Annotated in this window: 16 protein-coding genes; 5 read left to right on the forward strand and 11 right to left on the reverse strand. The window is 66.8% G+C overall.

Annotation, left to right across the window (positions count from 1 at the left end):
* The 7 genes from NU688_RS28050 to NU688_RS28080 all read right to left on the reverse strand — a co-directional run bounded on the left by NU688_RS28050 (position 1) and on the right by NU688_RS28080 (position 6,907).
* Positions 1–1,014, reverse strand: coding sequence for a tripartite tricarboxylate transporter substrate binding protein (locus NU688_RS28050; RefSeq protein ID WP_257864121.1), 1,014 nt, complete (start codon positions 1,012–1,014; stop codon positions 1–3).
* Positions 1,015–1,125: 111 nt separating this feature from the next.
* On the reverse strand, positions 1,126–2,643 hold the full coding sequence (locus tag NU688_RS28055; protein WP_257864122.1) for an AMP nucleosidase: 1,518 nt from the start codon (positions 2,641–2,643) through the stop codon (positions 1,126–1,128).
* 39 nt (positions 2,644–2,682) lie between these two features.
* Positions 2,683–3,231, reverse strand: a complete 549-nt coding sequence (locus tag NU688_RS28060; RefSeq protein ID WP_257864123.1) for a TIGR00725 family protein — start codon at positions 3,229–3,231, stop codon at positions 2,683–2,685.
* Positions 3,182–4,003, reverse strand: a complete 822-nt coding sequence (locus NU688_RS28065; protein ID WP_257864124.1) for an ABC transporter permease — start codon at positions 4,001–4,003, stop codon at positions 3,182–3,184. The genes NU688_RS28060 and NU688_RS28065 overlap by 50 nt, the downstream gene beginning before the upstream one ends.
* 6 nt (positions 4,004–4,009) lie before the next feature.
* The gene (locus tag NU688_RS28070) at positions 4,010–5,086 is read right to left on the reverse strand and encodes an extracellular solute-binding protein (protein ID WP_257864125.1); all 1,077 of its coding nucleotides are present in this window, start codon (positions 5,084–5,086) and stop codon (positions 4,010–4,012) included.
* Positions 5,087–5,114: 28 nt separating this feature from the next.
* On the reverse strand, positions 5,115–6,143 hold the full coding sequence (locus NU688_RS28075; RefSeq protein WP_257864126.1) for an ABC transporter ATP-binding protein: 1,029 nt from the start codon (positions 6,141–6,143) through the stop codon (positions 5,115–5,117).
* Entirely contained in the window at positions 6,140–6,907 is a 768-nt protein-coding gene (locus NU688_RS28080) for an ABC transporter permease (protein ID WP_257864127.1), read from the reverse strand. The genes NU688_RS28075 and NU688_RS28080 overlap by 4 nt, the downstream gene beginning before the upstream one ends.
* Before the next feature lie 188 nt (positions 6,908–7,095).
* Between NU688_RS28080 and NU688_RS28085 the strand changes: the two genes are divergently transcribed.
* Positions 7,096–8,004: a LysR substrate-binding domain-containing protein gene (locus tag NU688_RS28085; protein ID WP_257864128.1), complete on the forward strand. Its 909-nt coding sequence runs from the start codon at positions 7,096–7,098 to the stop codon at positions 8,002–8,004.
* Positions 8,005–8,059: 55 nt separating this feature from the next.
* Entirely contained in the window at positions 8,060–8,965 is a 906-nt protein-coding gene (locus tag NU688_RS28090) for a ketopantoate reductase family protein (RefSeq protein ID WP_257864129.1), read from the forward strand.
* Here the strand turns inward: NU688_RS28090 and gorA are convergent.
* Positions 8,962–10,320, reverse strand: a complete 1,359-nt coding sequence (gorA, locus tag NU688_RS28095) for a glutathione-disulfide reductase (protein ID WP_257864130.1) — start codon at positions 10,318–10,320, stop codon at positions 8,962–8,964. The two genes, NU688_RS28090 and gorA, sit on opposite strands and share 4 nt — an antisense overlap.
* Before the next feature lie 214 nt (positions 10,321–10,534).
* Here gorA and NU688_RS28100 point away from each other — a divergent pair, with 214 nt between their 5' ends.
* Positions 10,535–10,801 (forward strand): zinc ribbon domain-containing protein, encoded by a 267-nt coding sequence (locus tag NU688_RS28100; RefSeq protein ID WP_308340337.1) that lies wholly within the window; start codon positions 10,535–10,537, stop codon positions 10,799–10,801.
* Positions 10,802–11,057: 256 nt separating this feature from the next.
* Here NU688_RS28100 and NU688_RS28105 read toward each other — a convergent pair whose 3' ends face one another.
* The 3 genes from NU688_RS28105 to NU688_RS28115 all read right to left on the reverse strand — a co-directional run bounded on the left by NU688_RS28105 (position 11,058) and on the right by NU688_RS28115 (position 14,874).
* A complete protein-coding gene (locus tag NU688_RS28105; protein WP_257864132.1) occupies positions 11,058–13,007 on the reverse strand; it encodes a TRAP transporter large permease subunit in 1,950 nt (649 codons plus the stop codon).
* Entirely contained in the window at positions 13,004–13,672 is a 669-nt protein-coding gene (locus tag NU688_RS28110) for a TRAP transporter small permease subunit (RefSeq protein ID WP_257864133.1), read from the reverse strand. Before NU688_RS28110 ends, NU688_RS28105 begins: the two co-directional genes overlap by 4 nt.
* A gap of 92 nt (positions 13,673–13,764) precedes the next feature.
* A complete protein-coding gene (locus NU688_RS28115) occupies positions 13,765–14,874 on the reverse strand; it encodes a TRAP transporter substrate-binding protein (RefSeq protein WP_257864134.1) in 1,110 nt (369 codons plus the stop codon).
* A gap of 219 nt (positions 14,875–15,093) precedes the next feature.
* Here NU688_RS28115 and NU688_RS28120 point away from each other — a divergent pair, with 219 nt between their 5' ends.
* Together NU688_RS28120 and NU688_RS28125 are read left to right on the forward strand one after the other, a co-directional pair.
* Complete coding sequence (locus NU688_RS28120; RefSeq protein ID WP_257864135.1) at positions 15,094–15,504, forward strand: rhodanese-like domain-containing protein; 411 nt, start codon at positions 15,094–15,096, stop codon at positions 15,502–15,504.
* Between the two features lie 272 nt (positions 15,505–15,776).
* Positions 15,777–16,766: an ABC transporter permease gene (locus NU688_RS28125; protein ID WP_257864136.1), complete on the forward strand. Its 990-nt coding sequence runs from the start codon at positions 15,777–15,779 to the stop codon at positions 16,764–16,766.
* The last annotated feature ends 8 nt before the right edge of the window (positions 16,767–16,774 follow it).

A 16,774-nucleotide genomic window follows, 5' to 3' on the forward strand; every position in this document is an offset into this window, starting at 1 on the left:
TCAGGCCTTCAGCTTGAGCAGGTAGATCATCGGCCCGGCCATCGCCAGGTCGAGTTCGAGGAAGCTCTCGAAATCCTTGCCGGCCATCCAGTACGCATCCCAGTTGTTGCGCTTGATGGTCTTCTGCCAGATGTCGGCGCCGGTCGCGCGGCGCACGGCTTCGAGCAGCACGGCGCGGCGCTCGGCGGGCACCTTCTTGCCAGTGAGCACGCCGCGCCAGTTGGCGAGATCGGCGTCCACGCCCTGTTCGCGCACCGACGGAATGCCCAGGAACGGCCGCTTGGACGACACGCCGATCGCGCGCAGCTTGCCACTGGCCAGCGCGTCGCTGAATTCGCTGTAGCCCGAGATGCCGGCCACGGCCTTGCCGGTTTCCAGCGCCTCCACCACCTGCGCGCCGCCGGGGTGCGGCTGGTAGACCAGGCCCGCGGTGTTGCCGGCCACGCGCGCCAGCATACCGGCGTACATGTGATCGACGCCGCCGGCCGAGCCACCCGCGATGACGGTCTTGGCCGCATCGGTGCGCAGCTGGGCGATCAGGTCCTTGGGCGTCTTGACGGGCGAATCGGCCTTCACCGCCACCACTTCATAGTCGCTGGTGAGCCGCGCGACCGGGGCGACCTGCGCCATGGTGACCGCGGGCTTCTGCAGCGCGACTGCGCCGACCATCACCATGCCGCTCATCAAGAGGGTGTCGGGGTCGGCATCGTATTTTTCGACGTACTTCGCCAGGCCGATGGTGCCGCCCTTGCCGCCGATGTTCTCGTAGACCACGTCGCCCGCCGCGCCCGAGGCCAGCAGCGCCGCGCCGAGCGCGCGGCCGGTCTGGTCCCAGCCGCCGCCTTCGTTGGCGGGAATGACGATGCGCAATTTGGCGACCAGCTGCGGCTCGGCCGCGCCGGCAGATCGAGGCCACAGCAGGGCGGCCTGGCCGGCACCGGCAGCGGCGACGCCGCCTGCCACCCATGCGCTGAAATCGCGGCGAGAAAGGGCAGAAGGTGACGATCTAGACATTTTGTTTCCGGTTGTTCTCAAAAGTAACCGGATGATGTCCGCGAAATGTGCAAAACACCTGCACAAGCGCCTAGGTAAAAACCCTGGAAGGCGCCAGCCAACTGCCAACTATTACTGGAAAGCGACCTCCGCGAAGCTGCGCAGCTTGCGGCTGTGCAGCCGGGTCGAGCCCTCTTCCCGAAGGATGTCGATGGCCCGCATGCCGATGCGCAGGTGCTGCTCCACCCGCTCGCGGTAGAAGTGGTTGGCCATACCGGGCAGCTTGATCTCGCCGTGCAAGGGCTTGTCGCTCACGCACAACAAAGTGCCGTAGGGCACGCGGAAGCGGAAGCCGTTGGCCGCGATGGTCGCGCTCTCCATGTCGAGCGCCACCGCGCGGCTCTGGCTGAAGCGGCGCTGCGGCTGGTTGCCGGGCAAAAGCTCCCAGTTGCGGTTGTCGGTGCTCGCCACGGTGCCGGTGCGCATGATCTTCTTGAGATCGGGGCCTTCGTAGCGCGTGATGTCGGCCACGGCCTTCTCGAGCGCGAGCTGGATCTCCGACAGCGCCGGAATCGGCACCCACAGCGGCAGCTCCTCGTCGAGCACGTGGTCCTCGCGCACATAGGCATGCGCCAGCACGTAGTCGCCCAGCTGCTGCGTGTTGCGCAGGCCCGCGCAGTGGCCCAGCATCATCCAGGCGTGCGGGCGCAGCACGGCGATGTGGTCGGTGATGGTCTTGGCGTTGGCCGGGCCGACGCCGATGTTGGTCATCGTGATGCCGCTGTAGTCCTCGCGCACCAGGTGGTAGGCCGGCATCTGCGGCAGCCGCGGCGGCGCGGTGCCCTGGCTGCCGTCGAGCAGGTGGGCGAAGGTGGCGCTCGCGCCGGCATCGAGCCCGCGCCGGCGCGTGATGACGTTGCCCGGTTCGATGAAGGCGATGTACTCGCTGTTCTCGTCGGCCATCGCCTCGTGGCCCAGGCGCACGAATTCGTCGATGTAGAACTGGTAGTTGGTGAACAGCACGAAGTTCTGGAACCACTCGGGCGCAGTGCCCGTGTAGTGGCGCAGGCGGTGCAGCGAGTAGTCCACGCGCGCGGCCGTGAAGAGCGACAGCGGCTGCGCCTCGCCGTCGCGCGCCTCGTAGGTGCCGTTGGCGATGCCGTCGTCCATCACGCCCAGGTCGGGCAGGTCGAACACGTCGCGCATCAGCGCGCGGCGGTCTTCGCTCATCGTGCCTTCGATGTGGTCGTTCTCGGCGAAGGAGAAGTGAATCGGAATGGGCTGCGTGCTGGTGCCCACCTCGAGCTCGACCTGGTGGTTCTCCAGCAGCAGGCGGAATTGGTCGAGGTAGTAGCGCGAGAACAGGTCGGGCCGCGTCAGCGTGGTCTCGTAGCGGCCCGGGCCGGCCACAAAGCCGTAGCTCAGGCCCGCATTGGCCGGCGGCGTGTGGCGCGAGACCGTGTGCGTGTGCACCCGCACGAACGGATAGCAGGCCCGCACCCGGCCCGGCAGCGCGTCCCCGGCCACGAAGCGCAGCATCGACTCGCGCAGATGGGCGAGCCCGCCCTGGTAGATGGCCTTGACCTGGTCGAGTGCGGCGGCGGCGTCGGTGAAGCGGGCGGGGGCGACGAATGTGGGCATATAGGGCATGGCGGCATTGTGCAATGCGGCCGTTCGCCCAGGACGCGGTCAGGCCAACAGGCAGGCCAGCACCTTCGCGAGCATGTCGTCCACATCCACCGCCTGCACCGCCCCCGGCAGTTCCACATCCCCATGCATCACGAACACCGGCTTGCCCCACTTGAGGCCCAGCGCCATTTCCGACAGCGTCCCCATGTTGCCGCCGATGGCGATGAGGCACACGCCGCTGCGCGCGACGATCGCGTTGCGCATCTCGCCCATGCCGGTGGGAATGGCCACGCTGAGCCATTCGTTGGCGTTGCGGTCGTCGTCCTCGGGGAGGATGCCCACCGCGATGCCGCCGGCCTCGGTCGCGCCGCGCGAGGCCGCGGCCATCACGCCGCCGCGGCCGCCGCAGACCACGGCCATGCCCGCGCCGGCCAGCGCATGCGCCACCGCGTAGGCGGCCTCGCACTCGACCGGCCCGCCGTCGCCCGGGCCGAGGATGGCCACCGGCTGGCGATGGCGCGCCGGGCCCCATTGCTTCTGCGCAAGGCGCGTCAGCGCCTCAGTGACCGGCGCCGACAGCACCGCGCTCGCGCCTTCGCGTAACGACATCGCCCACTCCCATCACGATCACACACACCACCATCAGCACCAGCGACAAGGCCGCTGCCACCGCGAAATCCGAACCGCCGTCGCCCACCTGCGCGAGCAGCATCAGCGGCAGGATGTTGAGCTGCGTGCCCACCAGCGCCAGCGCCGTTCCGTAGGTGCCCATCGCGATCGCGGCCACCATGCAGGCGTTCGACAGCACCGAGGGCATCACCTCGGGCACCACCGTGTCCCAGAACGCGCGCGCCTTCGAAGCGCCCAGCGTGCGCGCCGCCTGCGCCGGGCGCAGGTCGAGGTTGGCGAACACCGGGTAGAGCGACAGCGCCACGCGCGGGATCAGGTAGTAGGCATACGCGAAGCCCAGCCCCGACACGCTGTAGATCCAGCTGCCGATGACGGCCGGATCGGCGCCCAGCCCTGCGAGCAGTTGCGTCACGAAGCCGGCGCGCCCGAAGGCGAGGATGAAGCCGTAGGCGATCACCAGCCCCGAGAACGCGAGCGGCAGGCCCAGCAAGGTCATCATCCATTGGCGCCGGCCTTCGGGCTGCCGTGCGAGCTCGATGGCGATGCAGGTGCCCACCAGTGCCGAGATCGCACCCGCCGCAAGACCGAGCCCCAGCGTGTTGCGCAGCGCGCCCAGGAACAGTGGATTGCCGAACAGCCGCCCGAAGGCGCTGCCGCCCTCGGCAAAGGCCTCGGGCAGCAGCGCCGCGAGCGGCACCGCGAAGAAGAGCGCCATGAAGGCCCACGCGGGCCAGGCGCCGAAGCGTCGCATCGCGGCCTACTTCCCCAGCGCGGCTTGCGCCCAGAGCTTGTCGACCTCGGCCTTGCGCTCCGAAGCCTTCACCACGTCGAGCGGGCGGATCTGCGGCGCGGGCGGCATCTTGGCCGCGACATCGGCACTCAGCGGTGTGCCCGGCACCGCAGGCCGCACGAAGCCCTGCGCGAACAGCGTCTGCCCCGCCTCGCTCATGATGAAGTTGAGCCACAGCTTGCCGGCATTCGGGTTCGGCCCGTTCTTCACCAGGCTGATCGCATACGGTGCGGCCACGCTGGCTTCCTTCGGAATCACGACTTCGACCGCATCGCCCATGCCGTCGACATGCTTGGCCTTGAGGCCGTCGTTCTCGTAGCTGATCCACACCGGGATCTCGCCCTTGAGGAACTTGGCGTAGGGCGTGGTGCCTTCCACGCGCAGCACGTTGCCGGCCGCATGCAGCTTGCCGAGGTAGTCGGTGCCGGGCTGCACGTTGTCCACGCTGCCGCCATTGGCGTAGGCCGCCGCGAAGGTCAGCACCTGGCCGATGCCGGTGGAGCGCGGGTCGAGGTAGACGACCGTGTTCTTGAACTCGGGCTTGAGCAGGTCGGCCCAGCTCGTCGGCACGTTCTTCACCAGCTTCTTGTTGACGAGGAAGGCGATGTTGAGCGTGTGGATGGTGAACCAGCGGCCCTCGGCCTCGCGGAACACCGGCGGCAGCTTGTCGAAGTTGACGGGCTTGAAGGGCGCGACCACATCCTTCTTCGCGGCATCGACGGCGGAGGCGGCGAAGTAGTAGGCGGTGTCGGCCTGCGGGCGGCGCTTGGTCTTTTCGAGCGCGACCACGGTGGCGGCCGAGCCGATGTCGTTGTAGGTCAGCTCGATCTCGGGGTAGCGCTTCTTGAAGTCGCGGAACAGCGATTTCCAGTTGGCCCATTCGGGGCCGGTGTCGAAGGAGACGCACAGGCCCTCCTTCTGCGCCTCGGCGTACAGCGCCTTCTCGCCCGCATAGAGCTCGGGGCCGTCGAAGGCGAAAGCCGTGCGGGCCAGCGACAGCACGGGCAGTGCGCCGGCGGCCTGGATCAGATGTCTGCGTTGCATGGTGGCTCCTTGGAAGGATGGATGGGTGTCAGTGGTCGAGCAGGCGAAGGTGTTCGGGCGCGATCGCGATGGCTCTTGCCGCCGGCACGGCCGACTCGGCGAGGAAAGGCTTGCCGGCACCTGCCACCTCGAAGTCGTAGCGCGTGAGCGCACCCAGGTAGCGTTGCGCGCCGGTGCGGCCGGCGAGGCGGTTCACGCTGTCCAGCGCCGGATCGGGCCGGATGTGTTCGGGCCGCACCAGCACGTGCACCGTGGTGCCGTAGGGCCGGGTGCCGGTCTCGGCGAAGAGTTCGGCAAAACCCACATCCAGCCGGCCCGGCGCCGTCACCTTCGCGGGCAGGATCGTCGAGAGCCCGACGAACTCCGCCACCGCGCGGCTCGCGGGGTGCTCGTAGATCTCGCGCGGCGTCGCGATCTGCAGCAGCCGGCCGTCTTTCAGCATCGCCACACGGTCGGCCATCACGAGCGCTTCTTCCTGGTCGTGCGTGACCAGCAGCGTGGTCGCGTTGAAGCGCTGCTGGATCGAGCGGATCTGGTCGCGCAGATGGCCGCGCACGCTGGCGTCCAGCGCAGAGAGCGGCTCGTCGAGCAGCAACGCACGCGGATCGATCGCGAGCGCGCGGGCGAGGGCCACGCGCTGCTGCTGGCCGCCCGAGAGCTGGGCGACCGCGCGCTTCGCGTAGTCGCCCAGGCCGACGATGTCGAGCAGGTCCTGCGCGCGCTGGCGGCGCTCGGCGGTGGCTACCTTGCGCAGCTTGAGCCCGTAGGCCACGTTGTCCAGCACGCTCAGGTGCGGAAAGAGTGCGTAGCTCTGGAACACCATGCCGAGGTGGCGCTGGTGTACCGGCGTGCGCGACATGTCTTCGCCACCGAGCATGATGCGGCCCGTGTGGCCCGTTTCCAGGCCCGCCACGAGCTTGAGCAAGGTCGACTTGCCCGAGCCGCTGGGCCCGATCACCGCCACCAGTTCGCCGGTGCGCACGTCGAGCGACACATCGTGCAGGCCGTGCGTGCTGCCGGGGTAGTTGTAGCTGACGTTGTCGAAGAGGAGGCTCATGCGCGCCGCTTTACCAATGAGGAGGAAAGAAGAGCCGACGCGCTCGCCAGCACGAGAAGAATCACCGTCGCCGCGCAGGCAAATCCCGTCGCGCCATAGAAGGCCTGAAGCAGCACCACCGGGTACGTGCGGTTCTGGAAGCTCGTGAGCAGGTTCGACAACCCGAACTCGCCCACCGAAATCGCCGCCACCATCACCAGCCCGCTGATCAGGCTCTGCCGCAGGCTCGGCAGCACGATGCCGGTGAACTGCTGCCAGCCCGAGGCACCGAGCGTTGCGGCCGCCTGCTCGAGCCGGCCGAGGTCCAGGTGGCGCAGGTCGGTCAGCAGCGTGTTGGTGAGGTAGGGCAGCGTGAGGATCGCGTGCGCGGCGATCAGCAAAGGCATCGAGCCCAGCCACGGTGCGATGTCGGTGTTGAACACGATCATGTAGCCGAAGGCCAGCGTGATCGTGGGCACCGCGACCGGCGTGGCGCTCACGATGCGCGCCGCCAGGCTGCCGCCGCGCCGCGCGCCGTGATACAGCGCATAGGCCAGCGGCAGCGCCAGCACCGTGTTGATCGCGCAGGCGCTCATCGCCACCGCCAGGCTGCTCACGAAGGCCTTGCGGAACGAGGTGTCCAGCCACAGGTCGAGATACCACTGCCCGGTGATGCCCGTGGGCAGCAGCGTGTTGGTCCAGTTGCCGCCGAAGCTGCCGACCAGCAGCAGAGCGATGGGCAGCAGCAGGTACAGGCCGTAGACGAGCGAGATGCCGCGAATCAAGGTGAAGGTCTCCGAGTGACTTGCGCAACCGGCATACTTTCCGGATGCTCTACCTTTTGCGCACGGCGAGTTGCCGTGTTCGAGCGAATTCTAGGAAGCACACGCAACCCCATGGGTGAAAGTTGGATGACGACACTTGAGCAATCGGAAAGTGTTTTTCACAGAACTTTCATCAACCGGAGCCAGGCATGAAGCGCGACTGCCCCACCATCCAGGAGCTGCTGGCTTTCGATGCCGTGGCGCGCCAGCAGAGCATCACGCTCGCGGCGAGCGCCCTGTGCATCACAGTGAGCGCCGTGAGCAAGCAGATCGCGGGGCTCGAAGCCTTTCTCGGTCGCGAGCTGCTGCAGAAGAACGGCCGCGGCGTGCAGCTCACGCCGCAGGGGCGGGTGTACTGGCAGAAGATTTCGGGGGGCTTGCGCGCCATCGAGACCGCGACCTTCGAGGCCCGCTCGGGCGACGCCGGCGCGGGTCTCCTCACACTGGCGAGCGTGCCCACCTTCCTCACCAAGTGGCTCATTCCGCGCCTGCCGGCCTTCAGCCAGAAGAGCCGCCATGTGATGTTGAGCTTCAGCCGCCACCTGGAGCCCAGCGACGGCATTCCGGCCGGCGTGGATGCTGCGATCCGCTACGGCCCCGATGGCTGGCCGGGCGTGGTGTCCGAATACATCGCGGGGCGCGAGTTCGTGCTGATCGTGGCGCGCGCGCTGGTCGAAGGGCGCCACCGCATCGCGCAGCCGATGGACATCGTGGGCCACACGCTCCTGCATCACGAAGGCGCGCCCACCGCGTGGCGCGCGTGGGCCGCGCAGCACGGCGTGCCCGAGGTGCAGACGGTGGCCGGGCCGCGCTTCGCGCAGTATTCGGCGCTGATCCAGGCAGCGCTCAACGGCCTGGGCATCGGGCTGGTGCCGAAACTTCTCGTGCAGGAAGAGCTGGCCGAAGGCTCGCTGCTGAGCCCCTGCGGCACGCCGGTGCGCGTGGACCAGGGGCACTACCTTTGCTACCGCCCCGACCGGCTCGACCTGCCAGCCTTCGCGGCATTTCGCGAATGGATCATGGACGAGGGGCTGAAGTCGCGCGGCGTGGAAGCGTGAAGCGGCGCGCTTCGCTAACCTCTGCGGTCGAACGGACAACCAAGGAAACGAATCGATGAAAGTCGCAGTCATGGGCGCCGGCGCAGTCGGCTGCTACTACGGCGCCATGCTGGCGCGTGCGGGGCACGAGGTGGTGTTGATCGGGCGGCCTTCGCATGTGGAGGCCGTTCGCGCGAATGGCCTCCGCTTGGAGACCAAGGCCTTCGACGAGCAGGTGCGGCTGGCCGCGAGTACCGAGGCCAGCGCCGTGCAGGGCGCCGATCTCGTGCTGTTCTGCGTGAAGTCCACCGACACCGAGTCGGCCGCCGCGCAGATCAAGCCGCACCTTTCGCTCGATGCGCTGGTGCTCACGCTGCAGAACGGCGTCGACAACGACGAGCGCGTGCGCTCGGTGCTGTCGAACGAAGTGGCGGCCGCTGTGGTCTACGTGGCGACCGAGATGACCGGCCCGGGTCATGTGAAGCACCACGGCCGCGGTGAACTGGTGATCGCGCCTTCGCGAACCAGCGAAGAAGTGGCCCGGCACTTGATCGCCGCCGGTGTGCCCACGCAAATTTCCGATAACGTGCGCGGCTCGCTCTGGGCCAAGCTGATCCTGAACTGCGCCTACAACGCGCTGTCGGCGGTGTCGCAGCTGCCTTACGGCGAACTCACGAAGGGTGTGGGCGTGGCCGATGTGATCCGCGACGTGGTCGCCGAATGCCTCGCCGTGGCGAAGGCCGAAGGCGTCGTGATTCCGGGCGACACCGATGCGGCCATCCGCGGCATCGCGCAGTCGATGCCTTCGCAGTTCTCATCGACCGCGCAGGACCTCGCGCGCGGCAAGCTCAGCGAAATCGATCACCTCAACGGCCTGGTCGTGCGCCGAGGCGAAGCGCTCGGCGTGCCCACGCCGGCCAACCGCGTGCTGTTCGTGATGGTGAAGCTGCTCGAAGGAAAACAGCAGAAGGCCGTCGTCTAGCCGGGCATTGGTTCGCGCATGGTGACGAACTCTTCGGCGCCCGTCGGGTGGATGCCGATGGTGCTGTCGAAGATCGCCTTCGTCGCACCCGCGCGCATCGCCACCGCAAAGCCCTGCACGACTTCGCCCGCGTCCGCGCCCACCATGTGCAGGCCCACCACGCGATCGCTTTTCTTGTCGACCACCAGCTTCATGAACGTGCGTTCGCTGCGGCCCGAGAGCGTGTGGCGCAGCGACTTGAACTCGCTCGAGAACACCGTGACCTCGCCGAACTTCGCGCGCGCATCGATCTCGCTGTAGCCGCAGGTGCCGATGTTCGGGTGGGTGAACACGGCGGTCGGAATGAACTCGTAGTCCATCTGCCGCTTGCCCTTGCCGAACAGCGCATCGACCACCACCATCGCCTCGGCCAGCGCGACCGGCGTGAGCTGCACGCGGGTCGACACGTCGCCCACCGCGTAGATCGACGGCACCGAGGTGCGGTAGTGCGCATCGACCGCGATCGCGCCTTTCTCGTCGACTTTCACGCCCGCAGCTTCGAGGCCGAGGCCCCGCGTATTGGGCACGCGGCCAGTGGCAAAGAGCACCGTGTCGGCTTCGATCTGCTGCCCGCGTGCGAGCGTCACGACAAGGCCGTCCGGCCCGCGTGCGATCGACGATGCCTCGCAGTTCAGGCGAATGTCGACGCCCGCCTTGCCCATCTCGTTCGCGAGGAACTGCCGCACGTCGTCGTCGAAGCCGGTGAGCAGGTGCGCGCGCCGGTGCAGCTGCGTCACCTTCGAACCCAGCCCGTTGAAGATCGATGCGAACTCGCACGCGATGTAGCCGCCGCCCACCACCAGCAGGCGCTTGGGGAACGGGTCGAGATCGAACATCGCATCCGAGGTCACGATGTGCTCGCGGCCCGGAATCTCCGGCACATAAGGCGTGCCGCCCGTGGCCACGAGCAGATGGCGCGCGGTGTGGCGCTTGCCGTCGATTTCCACCGTGTGGCCATCGACCAGTTGCGCCCACCCGGTGACGAGCGTGACGCCCGAGTTCTTCAGCAGCGAGGCGTAGATGTCGTTGAGCCGGCCGATCTCCTTCGCGCGTTGTGACTTGAGGTGCGACCAGTCGAACTGCGGCTCGGCGGGCAGCTTCCAGCCGTAGCCCGCGGCTTCCTCGAACGATTCGGCATAGCCGGCCGCATAGCTGTAGAGCTTCTTGGGAATGCAGCCCACGTTGACGCAGGTGCCGCCGAGGTCGGCGGCTTCGGCCAGGCCCACGCGGGCGCCCGTCTGTGCCGCCATGCGCGCGGCGCGAACGCCACCGCTGCCGCCGCCGATGACGAAGAGATCGAAGTCGAATGTGGACATGAAAAGCTCCTTGCGGGCGACTGTAGCGGCGGGTCGATGCCGGTGCATCCGGCGGGGCTTGCCGCGGGATGCACCGCGTCCTGCAAGGGGCATTCCCGCCGCGCACTTGACCTTGAAGCTGCTTCAAGGATTCCACTGCATCGAGGCCTGCGGGAATTCATCGCCATTGGCGACGTTGCTGCGGCCTGTACTTCAGGGAGAAGAAATCATGGGCATGCTGGAAAGACTCTTCGGCGGACATCGCGGTTCGCGGCACGGTGGTGGCGGCGGTGGCCATCACGGTTCCTACGGCGGCTACGGAAACGGCGCACCACCAGCGGCCGGCGGCACTGCATGTCCTGCCTGCCGCGCAGTGAACGCGTCCGGTGCGCGCTTCTGCCAGCAATGCGGCGGCCCGATGCAGCCGGCCGCATGCAGGCAGTGCGGCACGGCGGCGCAACCCGGCGCGAAGTTCTGCGCGCAATGCGGCCAGCCGGCATGACGTGGTCGCGCAGCTGAAGCACCGAGGGAGTCCTCGGGCCGCGGGCGCTGTCAACTCGCGCTCTTCTCGATCACCTGCTCGACGCCTTGGGGTTCACCGGGTTCCCGGTGGTGATACCAAGCCTCATGCGGCGACCATTGATCGCACGCCAGGCATCGCATGGCGACGACATTGATTCATGCGTTAACCGGGTTGTGGTGGAAGCGGGGATCCGCGGCGAAGGTCTCTGCCGTTCGCCGGTCCGGATTCTTCCGTATCACCCATACAGATACTGCGGCAGCCACAACGTCAACCCCGGCCAGATGTACATGAACACCATGCACAGGATCACGATCAGCATGTACGGCATCATCCCCGCGAATATCTGGTTGATCGTCACATGCGGTGGCGAAACTCCTTTCAGATAGAAGGCCGACATCGCCACCGGCGGCGAGAGAAACGCCGCCTGCAGGTTCACGAACACCAGCACGCCGAAGAGCAGCGGGTCGATCTGGAAGTGCGCGAGCAGCGGCAGGAAGATGGGCACGAAGATCACGATGATCTCGGTCCACTCCAGCGGCCAGCCGAGGATGAAGATGATCGCCTGCGACAGCAGCAAAAACTGCAGCGGCGACAGGTTCATGCTCAGCACCCATTCCTCGATGATGCGTTGCCCGCCCAGCAGCGCGAACACCGCCGAGAACAGCGCCGAGCCCACGAAGAGCCAGCACACCATCGAGGTGGTCTTGAGCGTGAGGAAGACCGCCTCCTTGGTCTTCTTGAAGTCCAGCGTGCCGGCCTGCCACGCCATGAGAAACGCCCCGGCCGCGCCGACCGCCGCGGACTCGGTGGCGGTGGTGATGCCGAACAGGATCACGCCCAGCACGATCAGCGTGAGCGTGGCGAGCGGCATCACCGACGAGACCAGCATGCGCAGGATCTCGAACTGCTCCGCGTCCATGCGCCAGTAGTACCAGCCGAGCAGCGCGAGCGTGAAGAGGCTGGCGAGCAGGAAGCCTGTGTAGAAGGCCTCGGGCACGGCGGCGGTCTTCGGTGCTTCGACCGCTTCGCCGAGTTGTTGAAGTCCGCCCTCGGCGGTGGGTGGCGGTGAAGCGGTTTCGCTGCCGGGTGGCTCCTCGACGCCGCCGGGCGGCTCCTGCAAGCCGCTGTCCGATCCGGCTTCCTTCGGGGCGTCGTCGGTCGGCGGTTCGGCCAGGCCGGTGCCGCTTTCGGAGGAAGACGATGAAGAAGCCTCGGGCAGCGTCGCGGCCGCTCCAGCGGTCTTTTGCGTCGCCTGCTGCTCCGTCACCACCGGCGCGTTGTTGTCCTTCTGCGAGTAGATCGTCACGTACCACCACACCGAGCCCAGCGTCGCCGCGGCCAGCGCCAGTGGCACCAGCGCGTTCAGCAAGCTGCGCAGCAGCATCCACCAGGTGATGCGCACGCCCTCGGCCGCGCCACGCAGCGCGCGCGCCGGCGACACCACCGCCGCGAACAGTGCGGGCAGCATGCGCGGCGAGTAGCTGGCCGCGATGTGCGCGACCCATGGCGTGATCGGTGCGCGCTGCTTGTCGGGCGGCAGCTTGGGCGCGACCTTCGGCTGCAGCACGGCCCAGCCGATCACGTAGATCAGGTAGAGAAACGCAAGGAAGAAGCCCGGGAACATCGCGGCCGCATAGAGCTTCACCACCGACTGCCCCGCGACGGCCGCGTACACGATGATCATCACCGAGGGCGGAATCAGGATGCCGAGCGTGCCGCCGGCCGTGATCACGCCGGCTGCGAGCCGCGTGTCGTAGCCCGCGTTGAGCATCGGCCGCATCGCGATCACGCCCATCAGCACCACCACCGCGCCGACCAGGCCGCTCGCGATGCCCCAGAAGGTGCACACGATCAGCGTCGTCACCGCGAGCGAGCCGGGCACGCGGCGGAAGGCGAGCTGCACGCTGTGGAACATCTTGTCCACCAGCGCGCCGCGTTCCATCACATAGCCCATCAAGACGAAGAGCGGGATGGAGAGCAGCGTCTCGTTGGTCATGGCGCCGAAGGCGCGCTGCACCATCAGGTCGAAGACCTTGTTGTCGAGCCAGGGCGAGGCGGGGTCGTAGAAGGCGATGAAGCCGAAGAACATGCCGAGGCCCATCAGCGTGAACGCCGTGGGGAAGCCGAGCATGATCACCACGACGATCAGGCCGAGCATCGAAAGACCGAGTGCGGGTTCGCTCATACGGCACCTCCGGTGCTGTCGCTCTTGCGCTGCTGTGCGGCCTGCTCGATCGACTTGGCCCTGTCGATCACTTCGCGCTTGTCGGCTTCGTCGACATAGCTGCTGCCGGCGAGCTGTTCGCCGACCACGTCCATTTCTTCGGCGTCCTTCAGGCGCGGCGTCCACACGCCGGTCTTCAGGCACAGCGCGCAGCGCACCATCTCGGCGATGCCCTGCACCAGCAACACCGCGCCGGCAATGGGGATCACGAACTTGAAGGGGTACACCGGAATCGGGTCGGCGTTGAAAGTCTGCTCGCGCATCGCGAGCGATTCGCCGAAATAGGTCCAGCCCGACCAGGTGAGCGCCACCACGCCGGGGAGGAAGAAGACCGCGAACAGCACGAGGTCGAGCGCGGCCTGCGTGCGCGGCTTCATGCTGCCGTAGAAGAAGTCGCCGCGCACATGGCCGGCCTGCGAAAGCGTGTAGGCGCCGCCCATCATGAAGAGCGTGCCGTAGAGCATGTTGTTGGCATCGAAGATCCAGGCGGTGGGCGCGTTGAGCGCGTAGCGCTTGAAGACCTCGCCGCACACCAGCAGCATCAGCGCGACGATGAGCCACGAGAAGGTCTTGCCCACGAGCATGCTGAAACGGTCGACGGTGTGGAGGAAACGTTGGATGGTCATGAAGGCATGGCAGGCAGAAAAGCACGCATCAGAAAGCCAGCCATCCGGAGCGTTCCGGATGGCTGGCGCGAACCGTCATCGACAGATCTCTCTCAGGACTTCTTTTTTCCGAAGTAGTGGGCGTAGGCCATCTTGAAATCGACGCCGTAGTCGTTCTGCCACTGCAGCGCACGCTCGGCGAACACGCGTTGCGAGTCCAGCACCTTCTTGAAGAGCGGGTTCTCTCCGGCCTTTTTGTCCACCGTCTTGTCCCACGCGGCAAGCTGCGCGCGCAGCACTGCATCGGGCGTCTTGTAGAACTTGATGCCGGCCTTCTTCATGTCCGCGTAGTCCTGCGAGTTGCGCTGCACCGCCTTCCAGCTCATGTCGGCGCTCGCGGCCTGCACGGCGTAGTCGATGATCGAGCGCAGTTCCTGCGACAGCGCGCTGTACTTGCCCTTGTTGAACAGCACCTCGAACTGCTCGCCCGACTGGTGGAAGCTCTGCAGCATGCAGTTCTTCACCACGTCGGGGAAGCCGAGCGTGCGGTCGCTCGATGCGTTGTTGAACTCGGCCGCATCGATCAGCCCGCGGTCCAGCGCGGGCACGATTTCGCCGCCGGGCAGCGGGTTCACCGCGGTGCCCATCTCGGTGAACATGTCGACCGCCAGCCCCACGGTGCGGAACTTGAGCCCCTTCATGTCTTCCACCTTGGCCACCGGCTTCTTGAACCAGCCGAGCGGCTGCGTGGGCATCGGGCCGTAGAGGTACGACACCACTTCCATGTTCAGGCTCTTGTAGATCTCTTCGAGCAGCGCCTTGCCGCCGCCGTAGTTGTGCCAGGCCAGCACGGTGTTGGCGTCCATGCCGAAGCCCGGGCCCGAGCCCCACAGCGCGAGCGCGGAGTTCTTGCCATAGTGGTAGGCCACCACGCCGTGGCCGCCGTCGAGCGTGCCCTTGTTCACCGCTTCGAGCAGCTGGAAAGCGGGCACCACCGCGCCGGAAGGCAGTACCTCGATCTTCAGGCGGCCGCCGGCCATGTCGTTCACCTTCTTGGCGAAGTCGTTGGCGTACTCGTGGAAGATGTCTTTCGCCGGCCAGGTGCTCTGGAAGCGCAGCGAGGTGGTCTGGGCCATGCTGACCATCGGCGCCGACATGGCGCCTGCGGCCACGGCTGCACCCTTCAAGAGGTTGCGGCGGCGGGGTGATTTGCTGTCTGTCATGTTGTCTCTCTCCATCCAAGTTCTGACCGAAGAAACCCTGCCCGCCTTCTTGGCGTTATGTTCGGCAGGCCCAAGCCCGATCTTTGGCGCGCGCGAAAACGCGACAAACAGGGTTTTCACGAACTGGTGAAAAATTCCACCATCCGGCGAGGGCATCGGGCCAGGTAAAGACGACCGCCGCCCCTGAAGTAACCCTATTGATTGGAAGGATGCAAAGAGATGACTGAACCCGTTGGTGAAAAGGGCTACGCCGGCGACGTGACGCCCGAGCAGGCGGCGCAATGGCAGGCCAGTGGCGAGGCCGTGCTGGTCGACGTGCGCACCGATGCCGAGCGCGAGTGGGTCGGCTATGTGCCCGGTGCCGTGCCGCTGGCGTGGAAGCAATGGCCGGGCATGGCGCTGAACCCGGCGTTCGACGACGGTGTCCGCACTGCGGCTGATGGCGGCAAGAAGCTGGTGCTGCTGTGCCGCAGCGGTGTGCGCTCCATCGCGGCTGCGAAGCGCGCCACCGAGCTGGGGCTGGAGGCCTACAACATCCTCGAAGGCTTCGAAGGGAATCCGGACGAGAGCGGACACCGCGGACAGATCGGCGGCTGGCGCAAGCGCGGGCTGCCCTGGAAGCAGAGCTAGGCAAAGCGAGGCAGAGTTGGGCGTTGGTGCGCTCGCTCCCCGGAACATGAGGTAGCTGCCGCGACGATCGGCTGCTCCATCCGGGTGGAGTCGAAAGCATCGAGAGATCGCAGCCGGCAGACCGGCTGGTTGCGGAACACATGAGGTAAACCCCGATGGCCTTGCGAGCCATGCCCTCATACGATTTCGCTCATCTGCACAATCGATTGTGCAAAACACTCAACCCAACTTGTGCCGCTGCGGCCCACCGCTTGCAGCGTCACCGCCAGATCATGAAGTTCGGCCTTCCTCGCGACCCGCAGCTTTCGTTCCTGTTGCTGGTCAACCTCCTGGTGATCGTGGTCGCGACCGTCTGGTCCCGTGGACAGTTCGCCAGCGCCGACAACCTCCAGTCGATGGCAAGCCAGTTGCCCGAAATCGGCCTGCTCGCCATCGGCGTGATGCTCACGATGATCTCCGGCAACGGCGGCATCGATCTGTCCGGCGCCGCCATGGCCAACCTGGCCGGCGTGGTGGGGGCGCTGGTCGCGCCGCACTTCGTGTCGGCCGACGATGCGCCCGTGCTGTTCACTGCGCTCTTCGTCGTCGTGGCCCTGGTCACGGGCATCGTGGGTGGCGCGGTCAACGGCCTGCTCATCGCACGCCTGGGTCTCACGCCGATCCTGGCCACGCTGGGGACGCAACTGCTGTTCACCGGCATCGCGGTCGTGCTGACCAACGGTTCGGCCGTGCGGCTCGGATATGTGGAGCCGCTGTCGGCCATCGGCAACGACACGGTGCTGGGCATTCCCATCGGCTTTGCCCTCTTTTTCCTGGCAACGCTGTTGCTGGGTCTGGTCCTTGGCCGCAGCGCATACGGCGTCCGGCTCTATCTGATGGGCACGAACCCGAAGGCCGCGCGCTATACCGGCATCTCGCCGACCAGGATTCTGCTCACCACCTACATCCTGAGCAGCACGCTGGCTGCGCTGGCCGGCGTGCTGATCGCCTCGCGTACCGCCAGCGTGAAGTGGGACTACGGCGGCTCGTACCTGCTCATCACCATCCTGATTGCAGTGATGGCCGGCGTGAGGCCCTCCGGTGGATATGGCCGCATGACCTGCCTCTTCTTCTCCGCCACGGCTTTGCAGGTTCTCTCCAGCGCATTCAACCTGGTGGGCATCTCCAACTTCTTTCGCGACTGTGCCTGGGGACTGATGCTGCTGCTGTTCCTGGCCTCCTCGCGCATCGAGTTCAAGCGCTGGTTGCCGCGCCGGGGCTGATCCCGCGA

Source organism: Variovorax sp. ZS18.2.2 (genome assembly GCF_024701975.1).
In the GTDB taxonomy this organism is placed as follows: domain Bacteria; phylum Pseudomonadota; class Gammaproteobacteria; order Burkholderiales; family Burkholderiaceae_C; genus Variovorax.

Coding starts and splice junctions, on each gene's coding strand:
- NU688_RS28085 (WP_257864128.1), top strand. CDS start 7,096: ATGAAGCGCGACTGCCCCACCATCCAGGAGCTGCTGGCTTTCGATGCC.
- NU688_RS28090 (WP_257864129.1), top strand. CDS start 8,060: ATGAAAGTCGCAGTCATGGGCGCCGGCGCAGTCGGCTGCTACTACGGC.
- NU688_RS28060 (WP_257864123.1), bottom strand. CDS start 3,231: ATGTCGTTACGCGAAGGCGCGAGCGCGGTGCTGTCGGCGCCGGTCACT.
- NU688_RS28120 (WP_257864135.1), top strand. CDS start 15,094: ATGACTGAACCCGTTGGTGAAAAGGGCTACGCCGGCGACGTGACGCCC.
- NU688_RS28115 (WP_257864134.1), bottom strand. CDS start 14,874: ATGACAGACAGCAAATCACCCCGCCGCCGCAACCTCTTGAAGGGTGCA.
- NU688_RS28065 (WP_257864124.1), bottom strand. CDS start 4,003: ATGCGACGCTTCGGCGCCTGGCCCGCGTGGGCCTTCATGGCGCTCTTC.
- NU688_RS28125 (WP_257864136.1), top strand. CDS start 15,777: ATGAAGTTCGGCCTTCCTCGCGACCCGCAGCTTTCGTTCCTGTTGCTG.
- NU688_RS28050 (WP_257864121.1), bottom strand. CDS start 1,014: ATGTCTAGATCGTCACCTTCTGCCCTTTCTCGCCGCGATTTCAGCGCA.
- NU688_RS28100 (WP_308340337.1), top strand. CDS start 10,535: ATGCTGGAAAGACTCTTCGGCGGACATCGCGGTTCGCGGCACGGTGGT.
- NU688_RS28110 (WP_257864133.1), bottom strand. CDS start 13,672: ATGACCATCCAACGTTTCCTCCACACCGTCGACCGTTTCAGCATGCTC.
- NU688_RS28070 (WP_257864125.1), bottom strand. CDS start 5,086: ATGCAACGCAGACATCTGATCCAGGCCGCCGGCGCACTGCCCGTGCTG.
- NU688_RS28105 (WP_257864132.1), bottom strand. CDS start 13,007: ATGAGCGAACCCGCACTCGGTCTTTCGATGCTCGGCCTGATCGTCGTG.
- gorA (WP_257864130.1), bottom strand. CDS start 10,320: ATGTCCACATTCGACTTCGATCTCTTCGTCATCGGCGGCGGCAGCGGT.
- NU688_RS28055 (WP_257864122.1), bottom strand. CDS start 2,643: ATGCCCTATATGCCCACATTCGTCGCCCCCGCCCGCTTCACCGACGCC.
- NU688_RS28075 (WP_257864126.1), bottom strand. CDS start 6,143: ATGAGCCTCCTCTTCGACAACGTCAGCTACAACTACCCCGGCAGCACG.